At 38.7% G+C, this 15935-nt stretch carries 16 protein-coding genes; 5 read left to right on the top strand and 11 right to left on the bottom strand.

Annotated features, from left to right (window positions below; all coding sequences use genetic code 11):
• Position 1: 1 nt before the first annotated feature.
• The 11 genes from ACNKW3_RS18715 to rpmH form a co-directional block, all read right to left on the bottom strand.
• Complete coding sequence (locus ACNKW3_RS18715; protein WP_427400861.1) at positions 2–781, bottom strand: DUF1206 domain-containing protein; 780 nt, start codon at positions 779–781, stop codon at positions 2–4.
• 7 nt (positions 782–788) lie between these two features.
• Complete coding sequence (locus ACNKW3_RS18720) at positions 789–1487, bottom strand: phosphatase PAP2 family protein (protein ID WP_427400862.1); 699 nt, start codon at positions 1485–1487, stop codon at positions 789–791.
• Positions 1488–1879: 392 nt separating this feature from the next.
• The gene (locus ACNKW3_RS18725; protein ID WP_427400863.1) at positions 1880–2710 is read right to left on the bottom strand and encodes a DnaA ATPase domain-containing protein; all 831 of its coding nucleotides are present in this window, start codon (positions 2708–2710) and stop codon (positions 1880–1882) included.
• Complete coding sequence (locus ACNKW3_RS18730; protein WP_427400864.1) at positions 2707–3354, bottom strand: DnaT-like ssDNA-binding domain-containing protein; 648 nt, start codon at positions 3352–3354, stop codon at positions 2707–2709. Before ACNKW3_RS18730 ends, ACNKW3_RS18725 begins: the two co-directional genes overlap by 4 nt.
• The gene (gene mioC, locus ACNKW3_RS18735) at positions 3351–3782 is read right to left on the bottom strand and encodes an FMN-binding protein MioC (RefSeq protein WP_427400865.1); all 432 of its coding nucleotides are present in this window, start codon (positions 3780–3782) and stop codon (positions 3351–3353) included. Before mioC ends, ACNKW3_RS18730 begins: the two co-directional genes overlap by 4 nt.
• An 11-nt stretch (positions 3783–3793) precedes the next feature.
• Positions 3794–5152, bottom strand: a complete 1359-nt coding sequence (gene mnmE / locus ACNKW3_RS18740) for a tRNA uridine-5-carboxymethylaminomethyl(34) synthesis GTPase MnmE (RefSeq protein ID WP_427400866.1) — start codon at positions 5150–5152, stop codon at positions 3794–3796.
• A 7-nt stretch (positions 5153–5159) separates the two neighbouring features.
• Entirely contained in the window at positions 5160–5642 is a 483-nt protein-coding gene (locus tag ACNKW3_RS18745) for a YajQ family cyclic di-GMP-binding protein (RefSeq protein WP_427400867.1), read from the bottom strand.
• A gap of 300 nt (positions 5643–5942) precedes the next feature.
• Positions 5943–7607 (bottom strand): membrane protein insertase YidC, encoded by a 1665-nt coding sequence (gene yidC, locus ACNKW3_RS18750; protein ID WP_427400868.1) that lies wholly within the window; start codon positions 7605–7607, stop codon positions 5943–5945.
• Positions 7608–7627: 20 nt separating this feature from the next.
• Positions 7628–7900 (bottom strand): membrane protein insertion efficiency factor YidD, encoded by a 273-nt coding sequence (yidD, locus tag ACNKW3_RS18755; protein WP_427400869.1) that lies wholly within the window; start codon positions 7898–7900, stop codon positions 7628–7630.
• The gene (gene rnpA / locus ACNKW3_RS18760; protein WP_427400870.1) at positions 7891–8250 is read right to left on the bottom strand and encodes a ribonuclease P protein component; all 360 of its coding nucleotides are present in this window, start codon (positions 8248–8250) and stop codon (positions 7891–7893) included. The genes yidD and rnpA overlap by 10 nt, the downstream gene beginning before the upstream one ends.
• 12 nt (positions 8251–8262) lie before the next feature.
• A complete protein-coding gene (gene rpmH, locus ACNKW3_RS18765) occupies positions 8263–8397 on the bottom strand; it encodes a 50S ribosomal protein L34 (protein WP_084407325.1) in 135 nt (44 codons plus the stop codon).
• Positions 8398–8849: 452 nt separating this feature from the next.
• On the opposite strand from rpmH, the gene dnaA reads away from it, so the two are divergent.
• The 5 genes from dnaA to ACNKW3_RS18790 all read left to right on the top strand — a co-directional run.
• The gene (gene dnaA / locus ACNKW3_RS18770) at positions 8850–10313 is read left to right on the top strand and encodes a chromosomal replication initiator protein DnaA (protein ID WP_427400871.1); all 1464 of its coding nucleotides are present in this window, start codon (positions 8850–8852) and stop codon (positions 10311–10313) included.
• 24 nt (positions 10314–10337) lie between these two features.
• Positions 10338–11465: a DNA polymerase III subunit beta gene (gene dnaN, locus ACNKW3_RS18775; RefSeq protein WP_427400872.1), complete on the top strand. Its 1128-nt coding sequence runs from the start codon at positions 10338–10340 to the stop codon at positions 11463–11465.
• Positions 11466–11474: 9 nt separating this feature from the next.
• The gene (gene recF, locus ACNKW3_RS18780; protein ID WP_427400873.1) at positions 11475–12581 is read left to right on the top strand and encodes a DNA replication/repair protein RecF; all 1107 of its coding nucleotides are present in this window, start codon (positions 11475–11477) and stop codon (positions 12579–12581) included.
• Positions 12582–12583: 2 nt separating this feature from the next.
• Entirely contained in the window at positions 12584–15001 is a 2418-nt protein-coding gene (gyrB, locus tag ACNKW3_RS18785) for a DNA topoisomerase (ATP-hydrolyzing) subunit B (protein ID WP_427400874.1), read from the top strand.
• 406 nt (positions 15002–15407) lie between these two features.
• Positions 15408–15935 (top strand): hypothetical protein (locus ACNKW3_RS18790; protein ID WP_427400875.1); only part of this gene is annotated, 528 nt, incomplete at its 3' end.

Below are 15935 nucleotides of genomic sequence, written 5' to 3' on the forward strand. Positions count from 1 at the left end.
ACTAAAACTCGATTTTACGGTAGATAGCTTCTAGGAAACTGTAAATGCCAAAGGAAACTAATCCTAGAGCAAGCGCAGAGAGTAACCAATCTCCGAATAAAGTGTCTTCTGATACAGCTGTTAACACATCTTGCATGCCTTTAATGGAATGGTCTTTGGTGATGAGCGCTGATTGCAAAAACAATAAACTCAAAATAAGCCAAGCAATACCGCGGGATATTAATCCCGTTTTGCACAGAGGCAAAATCCAAATACGATGGTTTTCTGGTATTTCCATATAATCGTCAAACTTCGCTTTTAGCGCTTTTACCAAATGCGATACACCTATAATGGCAGTAACTAGGCTGAAAACACCTAATATTGCCACTGCATAATCTTCACCAAGCCAATTCGCCACTGAGACGTTTTTGTCTTCAGCGGATTTAAGACCTATTGCTAATTTGCTTGCCCAGTAACCTAAAAGTGCGTGAGAAATCATGCTGCCGAAAAGACCTAATCTCACCATTAAACCTTTTACGCTATACCCATGTTCATCGGGATCAAATATGGCCTGGTAAAATCGCCAACCAGAATAACTAAAAAGGCCGACGATAAATAATATGAGAAAAAACCATCCAAAAGGTTGTTCTAATAGGGTAGAAATTGCGCCCTTCGCATTGGTTTGTTTGCCGCCGAGTCCCAAAGCTATCATTAATGCAAGGCTACCAATGATTAGATAAATAACACCTCTGGCACTGTAGCCAATTTTCGCAAAATAACTGATAGGAGTTTGAGTATTCATTTATCAATCAGGCCTCAGATTTATTCTGGTATTCATACTGTTTTTGTTTGAACACTTGCAGTGAGTCATGCTGTATAGGATTGAGCCAACGGCACAATATGATTATGAACAAACTTCCAAGAATCCATCCGGCGAATACATCTGTTGCCCAATGCACACCTAGATATAGGCGGCTAACGCCCACCGCGGAAATGAGAAATATAAAGCTCGCCCACAAAACCACTTTTTGACTTGCATTGATTAAATATCGGCTTATGACTAAGCAAAGGGCGCTGTAAATAGAAACTGTCATCAGTGCATGGGCGCTGGGGAAGCTTTGGGAATATACTTCCGCTTCACGCGAGATAAGGTCAGGTCTAGCCCGGGAAAACAAGTATTTAAGGGAAAAGCTGATCAGCCAACTGCCCAATGTGCTTGTCATAATGAAATAAGCTATGCGCTTGTGATTTCCCAAAAAGCTTATCAGTGCGAACATAAAAGAAACACCGAATAGCCAGATGATACTGCCTAAGGCGGTGATATCTCTGGCGGTCTCGGTTAACCACTGAGGTCCAATTGCGATGCTCAGATCATCAGCATTGCGCATTACCAACAAAATGGCTTCATCAAATCCGGCAGTTTTGCCCGACATCACAACAATGCTTAACAAGATAAATATCCCGAGTAGGCTAATAATCCACATCATGTATTTGTTTTCGTTTGTCATTATCTTTCCGAGAACTTTGTGTTAACCCATTAATATTCTTAAATACTCATTTCTAGAGCAGGTTATGTGCCATTGAGGAGCTGATTGTTAAGGAGCATCATTCAACAGGGCGAGCCTTGTTTGGTTGTGAATATTGATTGTTTTGAATTGGATTAACTGGCTGTTTTAATTATAGTATTTCACAAATTATAAGATGAGCTTTGGGATAAAAACTTGTGTTAAAAATGTCATTAATGGTTTGAAGTTCAAAATACTACAGTTTGCAAACTGTAGTATTTTTGAAAATAGATGAAAAATTTACATGGAAATAGAATTTTAGTTCGGGGTTCTTATTGAACATGAATAATGAACTACGGCTCCATTATTAAAAAAATGGAGCCGTAGTTCATTATTTAAAATTGGTTGGGGACGTAGCCTTGTTTTTTCGGGGTAGGTTCAGGTTCGAATTGGTTTCTGTCTGCGCCTCTTCGACTTGGACCTTGGAAATGTACTTTGTAGGTTTCGTATTCCTTAATGGATTCAAAACAATATTTACCTAAGGCATGAGACAAATCATTTAAATTATGATTGGTGATCAAAATGCAGTTTTTGTTTTCAGCACAACGTTGACGCAGTAGGTTGCCTAACCAGCTTTGTGCGGATTGTTTAAGAATGGTTTCATTGACACAGACTTCGTCCAATATCAGCAGGTCGACTTCTAGTAGTTGTTTGCTGATTTCTCTGAATTTCGCTGAGGCATTGTCGTTGGCTTGATAATCATAAGAGAAAAAGCGCATTTCCAACAAGGTTTGCAGCTGTCGATAAAGTACTGTGATTTCAAATTGATTGATGAGCTGATGGGCAATTGCGCCTGCAATATGGGATTTACCGCGTCCATAATCGCCATAAAATAGCATCATGTGGGCACGGCTGTTGCGCCAACTGGGATCTTGGTGTGCCGCTATAAATGAACGGGCAATGCTAATAGCTTCTTTAGCATCCTGTGAATCCTCGACCAAGCGATCAAAGGTCCAGCTTTTGTTCAAATCAGATGCGCCATACAATGCTTCTATTCGAGCTTGTTTGGTTTTTTGTTGTAACTGAGCAATGTCTTGATTTGCTTGTTGGTCGTATAGTTTTCTACGTTCCTGATACGAGAGCCCTGCCTCTTGCTGCGGAAGGTCTTTGATATCTTTGCCTATACTTTTGCTGAATTCAGCCAACTGATCTTGAAAGCTTTTCATAGTTTATCGCTGTATTTGTTTACCAGTTTTTCAACATTTTCATCAAAGGCGATTCCCGCTTGTGGCGTTATCCATTGATGGCCTGCTTTTGTTTGCTCTTGGTGAACCGGTCGTTTTATTCTTCTATGCTTTAACTGTAACACAAATTTTTGTGTCCATTGATAGGGAGTTTGTGTCACTTCCGGTCTCCCCAACCAGTAAGCGATAAATTCTCCCAGCTCATCAGCACTGTATTCTTTATCAATTAAACCTACTAAATCGCTCAACATGGTAAAAGATTCAGTGTCGGGTCGCCAACTTATGCTCATACTGCCATGTTGCTGATGCAAGTTTTGATGCTTGTCATCTTTAGGCACTTTTGCCAGCGGAAGATAAATATACTGATTATTTAAACTCTTTGAAAACTCAATGTTTTCGATAAATTTTACCAAGCCAATATCCACTAATTCTTTGAACAAAGCACTAATCTGACGACCAAGGGTAATAGTTTCTTTTTTACTATTTAATAGCTGCAAAATCGTCTTGTTTTTTACTGTGATCTTTTGTGAATTTATTGACCATTGCGGGCGTAAATACACGCAATACAGGGTTCTAGCCTCATTACTTAAAGGTTGTTGTAGGGCTTCTATCTCAAGGGAATTCACAGTGTTTCTAATACTTTTGAGAACCAGTCTTCTGCTAATTCTTCAGGCACTGGATGTTGTAAGACATCGATATACAAAGGATCATGTAGGGGTTTCGCCTCAGCTTTTATAAGCAATTCCTGCATGGTTCTCCCACCTTGGCAATAGGTGTCATAGGAGGTATCACCTAAACCAATAACAATAAATTGGGTATTTTCTAATTTTGCATTTGCAAGCTGTTCAGCGAATGGCTGAATATTGTCAGGTAATTCTCCGGCACCATGGGTTGAGGTGATAACCATGAGCGATTGAGAAAAATCTACTTCTTCAAATACAGGTGCTAAGTGGATATTACAACTGTGACCCTTTGATATTAAAAGGTCATTCATCGCATCTGCGACATATTCACTAGCGCCTAACACTGACCCAACCACTATTTCAAAGTGCAATTTAATATTCCTTATTTACCAATACAAAACGACGAGAAAATTTTACCCAGTAAATCATCAGATGTGAATTCACCAGTAATTTCATTCAAAAATTGTTGTGCAATTCTTAATTCTTCCGCCAACAATTCACCTGCCATGTTGTCATCCAATTGTGACTTTCCAGTTTGAATATGCATTTCTGCATTTTCTAAGGCGGTTAAATGGCGTTTACGGGCAATTATTTGACCTTCACCTGCTTGCTCAAACCCCATAGCATCTTTTAAATGTTGTTTGAGAATACCCATGCCTGCGCCGCTTTTTGCTGACAAGCGAATCGTGGGGTAGTGACTATCTTCGATTCCTATTAGTTCTTCGCTAATGTCAGCCTTATTGCGAATAATGGTAACCGGAATTTCAGCTGGCAGTTTGGCACAGAATTCTGGCCATATATCCTCAGGTAAGGCATCTTTTTCAGTGGTACTATCTAACATGAAGAGTACGCGGTCTGCCGTGGCTATTTCTTGCCAAGCTCGCTCGATACCAATTTGTTCGACCCTATCGTCTGATTCACGCAATCCAGCGGTATCAATAATATGCAGTGGCATACCATCAATATGAATTTGTTCTTTTAATACGTCTCTAGTGGTGCCGGCTATCTCAGTTACTATGGCGCTTTGTTTGCCGGATAAGGCATTTAGCAAACTCGATTTACCAGCGTTAGGCTTGCCAACGATAACCACGTGCATGCCTTCACGCAATAAACTACCTTGCTTCGCCTGAGTTTTAATACTGGTCAATTGGTCTGTAATGCTAAATAAATCCTGTTGGATTTTTCCATCACTTAAAAAGTCGATTTCTTCTTCGGGAAAATCAATTGCCGCTTCTACATACATGCGTAGATGAATAACACTTTCCACTAGGGTGTGAATTTGTTTTGAAAATTCCCCCTGTAAGCTTCGCACCGCACTTTTCGCTGCTTGCTCTGAAGATGCATTGATAAGATCTGCTATGGCTTCTGCTTGGGTTAAATCAAGTTTGTCATTCAAAAATGCTTGTTCACTAAACTCACCAGGCTTTGCTAAACGTACTAATCCAGTAGCTAAACATGCATCTAATAACATTTGCATGATGATGTGACCGCCGTGACCTTGCAGTTCTAACACATCTTCGCCAGTAAAAGACTGTGGGTTAACGAAAAACAATGCTATGCCTTGGTCGATGACATTTTTGTCTTGGTCGTAAAACGCTTGATACACCGCTTGTCGAGGTGCTGGACAGCTTCCTAGTATGGCTTCTGCGATAGCTTTGGCATTAGGACCCGACACCCGAATGATACCGACACTGGCTCGTCCGGGCGCTGTGGCTAAAGCGACAATAGTATCTTTTTTCACAACAGACTTAGTCTCTAAAGTTTTTAAACTGTAAAGGTTGACCGAAATCTTCGGCTTTTAAAATCGCGATAACACTTTGCAGGTCATCTCGCTTTTTACCCGTAACGCGGACTTGGTCACCTTGAATACTTGATTGTACTTTTAGCTTATTATCTTTGATCAGCTTGTTAATTTTCTTACCCATTTCATGATCAATGCCTTGCACAAAGCTAATGGTTTGCTTGTGAGTTTTACCAGTGTGGTCTTTATCACCAGGTTTAATTGCACGAGGATCCACGTTTCTTTTTGCACAAGAATTTCGCAAAATATCCTGCAGTTGCTGGAGTTGAAAGTCACCTTCGGCTTTAAGGGTAACAACTTCATTTGCAAATTCTATTGAGGCATCAACGCCTCTAAAATCAAAACGAGTGGCTAATTCACGGTTTGCATTGTCGACGGCATTTTTTACTTCTACATTGTCTAATTCAGACACTATGTCAAAAGACGGCATACTTGCTCCTGTTTCATTTTCTTTCTTATATCTTTCAATTACAGACTTTGTTAGGTGTTCAGAACTTGATGTAAAAAACTGTGGACAATATTGCCATTTGAAAGCTTCGAAATCATGGATGATTTCGTAGAGCGCCCATGGATGGGTTTACAGCGTCTTTCAAATGGCAATATTGTGTACAGTTACAATCGAAGTTCAGAACATCTAACAAAGTCTGAGGCTAGTATATTAATTCTAACCTAGTCCATACAAAAAAGCCTAAGTAGAACTTAGGCTTTTTGTTCAATTAATGCTGATTTTTTATCGGGTTTTTAAGCCGCGCTTTTCCATTGAAGCGTAAATCATTTTCGCTTGTACCAAGGTTACTATGTTACTGATTAACCAATACAGAACCAAACCAGCAGGGAAGAACATAAAGAAAATACCCATGGCTACTGGCATAAATTGGAAAATCTTTTGTTGCATAGGGTCTTGAACCGTCATTGGTTGAAGCTTTTGCAGCAAGTACATAGAAATCGCAGTCAGTATTGGTAATACCAAATAGGGATCAGCAACCGATAGGTCAGTTATCCAAAACGCAAAATCTGCATGTCGAAGTTCCACACTTTCTAATAACACCCAGTAAAGCGCTAAGAATATTGGCATTTGAAGAAGCAGAGGGAAGCAACCACCCATGGGGTTTACTTTTTCTTTCTTGTATAACTCCATCATGGCTTGTGACATTTTTTGTCTGTCGTCGCCAAAGCGATCTTTCAACTGTTGAAGCTTGGGTGAAAGTACGCGCATTTTCGCCATAGATTCGTACTGTTTCTTGGTCAGATAGTACATGGCACCTTTTACTACTAGGGTGATAATAATGATAGCTACACCCCAATTGCCTACAATGCTGTGAATCCATTGCAAGAAGGTAAATAAAGGCACTGAAATCCACCAAAGGATGCCATAATCAACGGTTAAGTTTAGTCCTTTTGAAAGACCTGATAGTACATCTTGGTCTTTTGGCCCCATGTATAAAATACTTGAAATAACTTTAGTTTCACCAGCTTGAACGTTGGCTGCTTCGCCTTTAAAACCAATGATAGCTCTGTTATTGATAACTCGAGAATACATTTCATTGCTTAAATCCTGTGGTGGTACCCAAGCAGAAATGAAATAGTGCTCCAACATACTAATCCAACCACCAGTGGTCACTAGATTAAGCTTTTCATCTTCGAAGTCGCCGAAAGAAAACTTCTCATAGCTGTCGTCTTGAGTACCAAATGCACCACCTCTGTAGGTAGGCATGAACATGCTTCCGCCTGAACGCTCAGCTAAACTTTGTTTAAGTTGACCGTATTGCTGTACTTGGACAGCGTCGTTACCGTTGTTTGTCACTGTGTAACTAACATCAACAGCATGGCTGCCTTTGGTAAAAGTAAAAGTTTTAACTACGGTTAAGTTATCAGCAGTGGTTATGGTCAGAGGAACTTCTAATGTATCCCCAGTCATTTCATAACTGTTTTGTGCAACTGAATAGCGTGCACGGCCTTGTTGTGTATCTATTCCCTTCGCAATTAATCCACTTTGGGCTACATAATAAGTAGCGTTTTCTTTGCTTAGCAAAGGATAAGAATCATCACCGTCTTGAGTGATAGGATATTTGCGTAGGTCAGCTTCTATTACGTCACCACCATGGGTGTCTATTTCCAAAGACAAGGTGTCTGTAGTAACGGTAACTATGCGATTTGCATTAGCAGCTGTATTTGTTACTTGGGGTAAGGCAGCATTGGTTGCTTGAGGTACGAAATTGTCTTCGGAATCACTGGATTCACCTGGAACGCTTCCGGCATTATTAGCAGCTATTTCCTGTTGAACTTGTTCCTGAGTTTTCACAGGTGCTGGAGCGTTGGCATCTTGAAATTCAAGCCACAATAAAAATGTGAATAACGCCAGTCCAATAATTAAAATACTTCTTTGGGATTCCATAACTCTCTCGTATTTAAAATTTAATTGTTGTCCTTGTGTGCACTCGGCACGGGATCAAAACCACCCGGATGTAGTGGGTGGCATTTAGAAATTCGTTTTATTGCTAATGCAGAGCCTTTTATTACACCATGTTGTTTTAAGGCTTCACTGGCATAACAAGAACAACTCGGATGAAAGCGGCAGTTTTGCCCTAACATTGGAGATATTAATGTTTGATAAAATTGAATGGCACCCACGAATGGTAAGCTGGTAACCTTATGGAAAGTACTCGCTTTACTCGTTTCTACTGACATCGTTTTATTATCTTTTGCCACTGTTTTTCCAATAACTGGTGAATAGCCTTATTATCCAAACTATCTACGCCCTGTTTTGCGACCACGATGATATCAACATTTGGCAAGTTGTGCGCGACTAATCTGAAACTTTCACGAACACAGCGTTTAATGCGATTACGTTGTACAGCTTTCTTCACTTTCTTTTTAGCTATAGTGATGCCTAAACGTGGGTTTTCAAGTGAATTATGTCGAGCAAGTAGGGTAAGTTGTGGAGATACAGCTGGAATGGCTTTTTCAAAGACATTAGAAAAGCAAGAAGGAGTCAACAAACGTGACTCCCTCGGAAAACTATATAGTGTTTTTTTCACTAAAGCTTGGCATTAAGCAGAAAGACGCTTTCTACCTTTTGCACGGCGATTTGCTAACACTTTACGACCGTTTTTAGTGGCCATGCGAGCACGGAAACCGTGAGAACGCTTGCGCTTTAGGTTGCTGGGTTGAAAAGTTCTTTTCATGACCTATTCTCATTTAAGTTTGAGGTGACTTTACGCGTACCTAAGATTTGGCTCCGCTACACCTGTTTATTTGGACGGCGAATACTAGAGATCTAGCGGCCTAATGTCAACTATAAAATGGATAAAATATTGTAATTTTATGCACTTTGTTTAATTGATATCCACAGGATAGGTGTTCTTTATCATATTTATCCACATCTTATAAGAGATTTATTCCTAAATTTCTATAATTATTGGTTATAAATAACCTTTATTCTAAACGTGAATAAGTATATTTTGAAAAAATCGTTAGAATATAATTATATTAATCAATGAGATATGGAAATATGTGGGTAAGTTGTATGATTAATAGCAAATTATCCGTCTTAGCTGTGGATAAAATTATATAGGTTAGTTATATTATCCGACCATTTTTAAAAACTCGCACATAAAAAATAGAAAAGGCTTTCACTTTGGACACTGATTGGGATAAATGCTTGGAGCTGCTAAAACACGAATTGTCATCAGAACAATTCAACATGTGGCTCAAACCTCTTAAATCTCAGAATAATGGTGCATCACTTCAATTGTTCGCAGGTAATCACTTCATCCTAGATTGGGTTCGTGATAAATATTTTGATTTGATTTCCGCAACTTTAAGACAGTTGTATGGAAATGACGCGCCACAATTAGAATTAAAAGTTGGAGCGCCAACACCACAAGCTTCAAACTCGGCAATGCCGGTTAGCAAACAAACTGAAGAGCATAATAAAACTTCTTTTGGTAATGCTGGGAATCAGTTTGGTTCACATAAACTCAAAGTTGGGCCTGCCATTACAGATCGTCCGTTGCATCAAGAAGCAATAAACGCAGAGGTTTCTGTTGCAACAAATAGTTTACCCAAGCTAAATAATCATAAGAGTAATGTAAAAACTGAGTATACCTTTGAAAATTTCGTCGAAGGTAAATCTAACCAGTTAGCACGAGCCGCGGCAGTGCAAGTTGCTGAAAATCCAGGAAAATCTTACAATCCTTTGTTTCTTTATGGCAGCACAGGGCTAGGCAAAACCCATTTGATTCATGCTGTGGGTAATGGCATTGTGGCCAAAAATCCCGACGCAAAAATTGTCTACATGCATTCGGAACGCTTCGTTCAAGACATGGTTAAAGCGCTACAGAACAATGCCATAGAAGAATTCAAGCGTTTCTATCGTTCTGTTGATGCCTTGTTAATTGATGATATTCAGTTTTTTGCTAATAAAGAAAGATCTCAGGAAGAATTTTTCCACACCTTCAATGCATTGTTAGAAGGTAACCAGCAAATTATTTTAACCTCTGATCGTTACCCGAAAGAAATCGATGGGGTTGAGGATAGATTAAAATCTCGTTTTGGTTGGGGATTAACAGTTGTCATTGAACCACCAGAATTAGAAACCCGTGTTGCGATATTGATGCGCAAAGCAAATGAAAATAGAATTGAGCTACCTAACGAAGTTGCTTTTTTTATGGCCAAACGTATTCGAAGCAACGTACGAGAATTAGAAGGGGCATTGAATCGTGTTATTGCAAATGCTAATTTTACCGGTAGACCAATTACGATAGATTTTGTGCGTGATGCTTTACGTGATTTACTTGCCTTGCAGGATAAGTTAGTTACTATTGAAAATATAATAAAAATGGTCGCTGACTATTACCAAATTAAAGTGGCTGATATATTATCTAAGAAAAGAACAAGAAGTGTGGCTCGGCCTCGTCAATTAGCAATGGCATTGGCAAAAGAAATTACCAATCATAGCTTGCCGGAAATTGGTAACGCTTTTGGTGGAAGAGACCACACAACAGTATTGCATGCAGTGAGAAAAATAGAAGAATTACGTGCTAGTGATCACGATGTAATGGAAGATTATAAAAATTTGATACGAACGCTTTCATCATAATTTACACGCAAAACGAGAATAAAAATGAATTTTACTATTAGCCGTGAAGATTTGTTGCAACCCCTACAATTAGTCTCAGGTGCTGTTGAACGTAGACACACTTTACCTATTCTAGCAAACGTACTTTTGCGTGTTCACGAAGGAAAACTTTGGTTAACCGGTACCGACTTAGAAGTTGAATTAATGTCGAGTGTTCCTCTAGAAGGGGAATATGTGGATGGAAGCATCACGGTACCTGCGAAAAAGTTTTTAGACATTGTGCGTGGATTGCCAGAAGAAGTTGATATTAATTTTTTAATTCAAGATAACAAGGCAGTCTTAAAAGCACAAAGAGCTAAATATACATTATCAACTTTGTCAGCAGATGATTATCCTAATTTAGAAAACTTCGAAGACGAGTCTGAATTTGAAATCAGCCAGTCTCAGTTAAAACGACTAATCGATTCTGTTCAGTTTTCTATGGCTCAGCAAGATGTTCGTTATTATTTAAACGGTATGAGTTTAGAAACTGGCGATAATCAAGTTCGCACAGTCGCAACTGATGGTCATAGATTAGCGATGGCGGTAGTTGAATACGAAAATTCTGTACTGCCACAAAAACAAGTCATTATTCCAAGAAAAGGGGTAATGGAGATTTCACGTCTGATTGAAGATTCAGATGCCAATGTGAAAGTACAACTTGGTAGTAACCATATTCGAGTGTTTAGTCAGTTGTTTATTTTTACCAGTAAATTGGTTGATGGTAGATTTCCTGATTACAATCGTGTGTTACCTAAAGATGCTGATAAAGGATTAGTGGTTAATCGTAATACTATAAAAAGTGCGTTTTCACGAGCGGCAATCTTAACCAATGAAAAATTCAAGGGTGTCAGATTAAACCTTGAAGAAAACGAATTAAAGATTACTGCCAACAACCCAGAACAAGAACAAGCCGAAGAAATCATTGAAGTTGATTTTAATTATGATCCAATGGAAATTGGATTTAATGTTATTTATTTAATAGATGCGTTAAATGTCATAGAAAGTGAATCTGTTATTTTTAAATTGTCAGACTCAAATGCCAGCACGCTTGTACAAGGAATGAAAGTAGTAAACGACACCTTAGTAGAAGATGAATCAGCACAATATGTCATAATGCCAATGAGGCTCTAGTACTTTTTTATGCATATTACTCAGTTGCGGATGCATAACTTCCGCAACTTTCCTTCCTTAAAATTACAGCCCAATGATTCCCTGAATCTAATTTATGGTGATAACGGTGCAGGCAAATCGAGTATTTTAGAAGCCATTCACGTCCTTGGATATGGCCGTTCTTTTCGTACTAACAAATCTGATAATCTTATTCATTACGAAACACCTTCCTCTGAATCAGCCACTGTGTTTTCAAATTTTAAAGATGAACAGCAGGGCGATTCTGTTTTAGGATTTTCACGTAATAAATTGGAAGGGTTTGTTTTTAATATTAATGGTGAAAAGTCGAAGCGCATAGGTGATATGGTTCGAAAATTACCAGTTCAAATTTTTACACCACAGAGTAGTGAGCTGGTTACAGGCGCGCCAATTACCCGAAGAAAATATATTGATTGGTTATTGTTTCACGTGGAACATCAATTTCACAACATCAGTAGTGCATATAATAAAGCACTTTTACAACGAAATGCGTTACTTAAATTAAATCAAAATGCACCAATTGAAAGATTTGTCCAGCAAGACGCCTGGAGCCAATATATAGTTTCAAAGGGCGAAAGCATAGATAAACTTAGAAAACACTATATTTCTTTGTTAAACGACGAATTAAAAGCCTTATACAACGAATTTAATCCTGAGATTAATGTAGAAATTAGGTATAATCAGGGATGGGAAAGAGACACTAGTCTATCTGATGCGATGGAGTCTAAATTAGATAGAGACTTATTCCGTGGTCACACAACAATAGGTCCACACAAAGCTGACTTAAACATTCTAGTAAATGGAAAGAGCGCAGCAGAATTTTTGTCTCGAGGACAGTTAAGAGTTCTTGTATCCCTACTATTAATTGCAGAAGTAAAACTACTGAAAGGAAGAAGTAATAAAACCTGTATCTTTTTGGTAGACGATATTAGCGCAGAATTAGATGAAAAAACCCGTTTGTTTTTTCTCGATAAGGCGATTGAAAGTAGCAGCCAGCTTTTTGTAACGGCAATTGAAAAGCAGCAACTCTCTTTTGCTGATGCATATAACAATAAAAAAGTGTTTCACGTGAAACATGATCGCGTGTTTGAGGAGTGAAGATGTCTGAAAATAATTATGATTCGTCCAGTATCAAAGTTTTAAAAGGACTTGATGCCGTAAGAAAAAGACCAGGAATGTACATAGGTGACACCGATGACGGCACTGGTTTACACCACATGGTTTTTGAAGTCGTAGATAATTCTATCGACGAAGCCTTAGCGGGACACTGTTCGGATATAGTTATAAAAATCCATTCTGACAATTCTGTTTCCGTATCAGATGATGGACGAGGAATTCCAACTGAAATTCATCCAGAAGAGGGTGTTAGTGCAGCCGAAGTTATTATGACTGTATTGCACGCTGGAGGAAAATTTGATGACAATTCATATAAAGTCTCCGGAGGTTTGCACGGTGTAGGTGTTTCAGTAGTTAACGCATTATCGAAAAAATTAACGTTAAAAATTAAGCGAAACGGCGAAGTTCATGAGCAAGAATATGCTATGGGCGAGCCAGTTAAACCTTTGGCCGTTACCGGAACAACCGAAGGTAAAGGAACAACCATAAGATTTTGGCCGAGCGAAGAAACCTTTACTAATGTAGAGTTTCATTACGATATCCTTGCCAAAAGAATTCGTGAACTATCATTTCTAAACTCTGGTGTTTCCATCAAGCTAGAAGACGAACGCGATGGACGTAAAGATCATTTCCACTATGAAGGTGGTATTAAAGCCTTTGTTGAATATTTAAATAAAAATAAAAATTCAATACACGATGCACCATTCTATTTTACTGTAGATAGAGAAGATGGCATTGCAGTAGAAGTTGCAATGCAATGGAACGACGGTTTCCAAGAAAGTATTTTTTGTTTTACCAATAATATTCCACAACGAGATGGCGGAACTCACTTAGCCGGTTTTAGAGGGGCGTTAACTCGTACCTTAAACAACTATATGGAAAAGGAAGGGTTGAATAAAAAGAACAAAACGAATGCAACCGGTGACGATGCTCGAGAAGGCCTAACCGCAATAGTTTCGGTTAAAGTGCCTGATCCTAAATTCTCTTCACAGACCAAAGATAAGCTCGTATCTTCAGAAGTTAAGTCTGCTGTTGAAACTACTATGGGTGAAAAGCTGGCCGAATTCCTTGAAGAAAATCCTTCAGCCAGTAAAACCATTGTGAATAAAATTATTGATGCGGCAAGAGCAAGAGAAGCTGCCCGAAAAGCTAGAGAAATGACGCGAAGAAAAGGCGCTCTTGACCTAGCTGGTTTACCGGGTAAGTTAGCGGATTGCCAAGAAAAAGACCCAGCACTTTCTGAACTGTACATAGTGGAGGGTGATTCTGCGGGAGGTTCAGCAAAACAAGGGCGTAACCGTAAGAATCAAGCTATATTGCCACTTAAAGGTAAAATCCTAAACGTTGAAAAAGCACGTTTTGATAAGATGTTATCTTCTCAAGAAGTCGCGACGCTTATCACTGCATTAGGTTGTGGTATTGGAAGAGACGAATACAATCCTGACAAACTTCGCTATCACAGCATTATCATCATGACGGATGCTGATGTGGATGGTTCTCACATTAGAACCTTATTGCTTACTTTCTTCTACCGTCAAATGCCTGAAATGATTGAGCGTGGTCACATCTTTATTGCACAACCACCTCTTTATAAAGTGAAGAAAGGCAAACAAGAACAATATCTAAAAGATGATGATAGCCTAGCAGCATACTTAACTAACATTGCAGTAGATGGCGCAGAATTGCATGTGGCAGAAGATTCACCTGCAATACAAGGTATCGCGTTAGAGAATATGGTTCAACTGTATCAAACGACATTCGCTATGATTGATAGAATGAGCAAACGTCGTATTCCAAAATCCATTTTAGTTGAGCTTGTTTACAATGATGCTATTACTCAAGATGTACTAGATAACAAAGCCGCATTAACTTCAGCCGGTGAAAAAATTATTAGTTCATTGACTGAATCTGATAGTGAATCACATACTTTTACCATGGAAGTTAGACTGGATGAAAATGGTAAAAATGATTTGGTTATAATCATGAAGCAACACGGTATTGACTATGAATATCATTTAAATCAAGAGTTTATATCTTCTCCTGAGTATGAAAAAATCGTCAAATTAAACCAGACTATCAACGGTTTAATGGAAGAGGGCGCTTATGTTAAGCGAGGCGAAAAAGTTAATCCAATAAAAACCTTTGAGGAAGCCCTTGATTGGTTAATGGGTGAAGCTAAACGTGGTCAATATATCCAGCGCTATAAAGGTCTAGGTGAAATGAACCCAGATCAACTTTGGGAGACGACTATGGATCCAAACAGCCGTCGTATGTTGCAAGTAACTATTGAAGATGCCATTAGCGCCGACCAATTGTTTACTACGCTAATGGGCGACCAAGTAGAACCTCGTAGAAACTTTATTGAAACTAATGCGTTGAACGTTGAGAACTTAGACGTTTAGTAATTTAAGGTTTAAGCAATACTAAACTTGAACCGAGGTTTTTTATTCGTAAAACAGAATCTCAATTAAGTTGATCAAGTTATATTAAGAAGCCCGTTATAGAAATATTGCGGGCTTTTGCTTTGTAAAAGGCGAAGAATCGCGTCTCACAAAACAGTTAATTTCGGCTTCACACGTCCAAAAAAACAATAGAATTTAACTAAGTATTTATTTTTTAGACTTTAATTTTAAAACCGAGAATTCACTCCATGGAGCCTTTTTCAAGAATGATTGAAGCGAATGAATAAGCCGCACATTGACATTACTTCTGTTATAACATGAAATTGAATCACAAAAGCATATCTAGAGTCTGTCAATTCAAGCATATCTAGATGTGTTGTTAACATTGTTTTATTTCGTGAGAGTTATGAGATTAATCCTAGTTTCTTTAGTCCTTTTCTGTCAGGTGTCTTTAGCTGGAGAGCTAACTGATGATGCGTATGGACGCGTAAAAATTGGAATGAAAGCCGATCTTGCTTTACAGCAGTTGAAGCATTATTACTCCGACAGACTTTCATATGATGAACCCTACAGTTGCTATTATCTTTCTTCTAATAAGGGTAAGAAGGGAGTTCATATCATGGTCGTAGATGATATGGTGGCGAGATTCGACGTATTTGATAAAGAATTAGGCATAGTTGTTGGCAATGGTTTAGGTGCGGGCTCAAATAAAAAGGAAGTCGTGGCTATCTATCCAAATACTATTGTTTCACCGCATCCTTATATCGCCCCCGAAGGAGAATATCTAGAGGTAAAGCTTAATAATGGTAATGGCATCATATTCGAAACTGATCACGATATAGTTACAAGCTTTAGATTTGTAGTGGTCAAGTGTTTTTGGCCACGGGTTTATAGTAATTCCAATATCTCTTTTCTGATTCATTTGGCGTCAAAC

Source organism: Glaciecola sp. 1036 (assembly GCF_050306235.1).
GTDB lineage: Bacteria > Pseudomonadota > Gammaproteobacteria > Enterobacterales > Alteromonadaceae > Glaciecola.

Bases quoted from the DNA above. Each gene is read 5' to 3' on its own strand.
- gyrB (WP_427400874.1), top strand. From the start codon at position 12,584: ATGTCTGAAAATAATTATGATTCGTCCAGTATCAAAGTTTTAAAAGGA.
- yidC (WP_427400868.1), bottom strand. From the start codon at position 7,607: ATGGAATCCCAAAGAAGTATTTTAATTATTGGACTGGCGTTATTCACA.
- ACNKW3_RS18745 (WP_427400867.1), bottom strand. From the start codon at position 5,642: ATGCCGTCTTTTGACATAGTGTCTGAATTAGACAATGTAGAAGTAAAA.
- yidD (WP_427400869.1), bottom strand. From the start codon at position 7,900: ATGTCAGTAGAAACGAGTAAAGCGAGTACTTTCCATAAGGTTACCAGC.
- ACNKW3_RS18725 (WP_427400863.1), bottom strand. From the start codon at position 2,710: ATGAAAAGCTTTCAAGATCAGTTGGCTGAATTCAGCAAAAGTATAGGC.
- ACNKW3_RS18715 (WP_427400861.1), bottom strand. From the start codon at position 781: ATGAATACTCAAACTCCTATCAGTTATTTTGCGAAAATTGGCTACAGT.
- rpmH (WP_084407325.1), bottom strand. From the start codon at position 8,397: ATGAAAAGAACTTTTCAACCCAGCAACCTAAAGCGCAAGCGTTCTCAC.
- recF (WP_427400873.1), top strand. From the start codon at position 11,475: ATGCATATTACTCAGTTGCGGATGCATAACTTCCGCAACTTTCCTTCC.
- ACNKW3_RS18720 (WP_427400862.1), bottom strand. From the start codon at position 1,487: ATGACAAACGAAAACAAATACATGATGTGGATTATTAGCCTACTCGGG.
- dnaN (WP_427400872.1), top strand. From the start codon at position 10,338: ATGAATTTTACTATTAGCCGTGAAGATTTGTTGCAACCCCTACAATTA.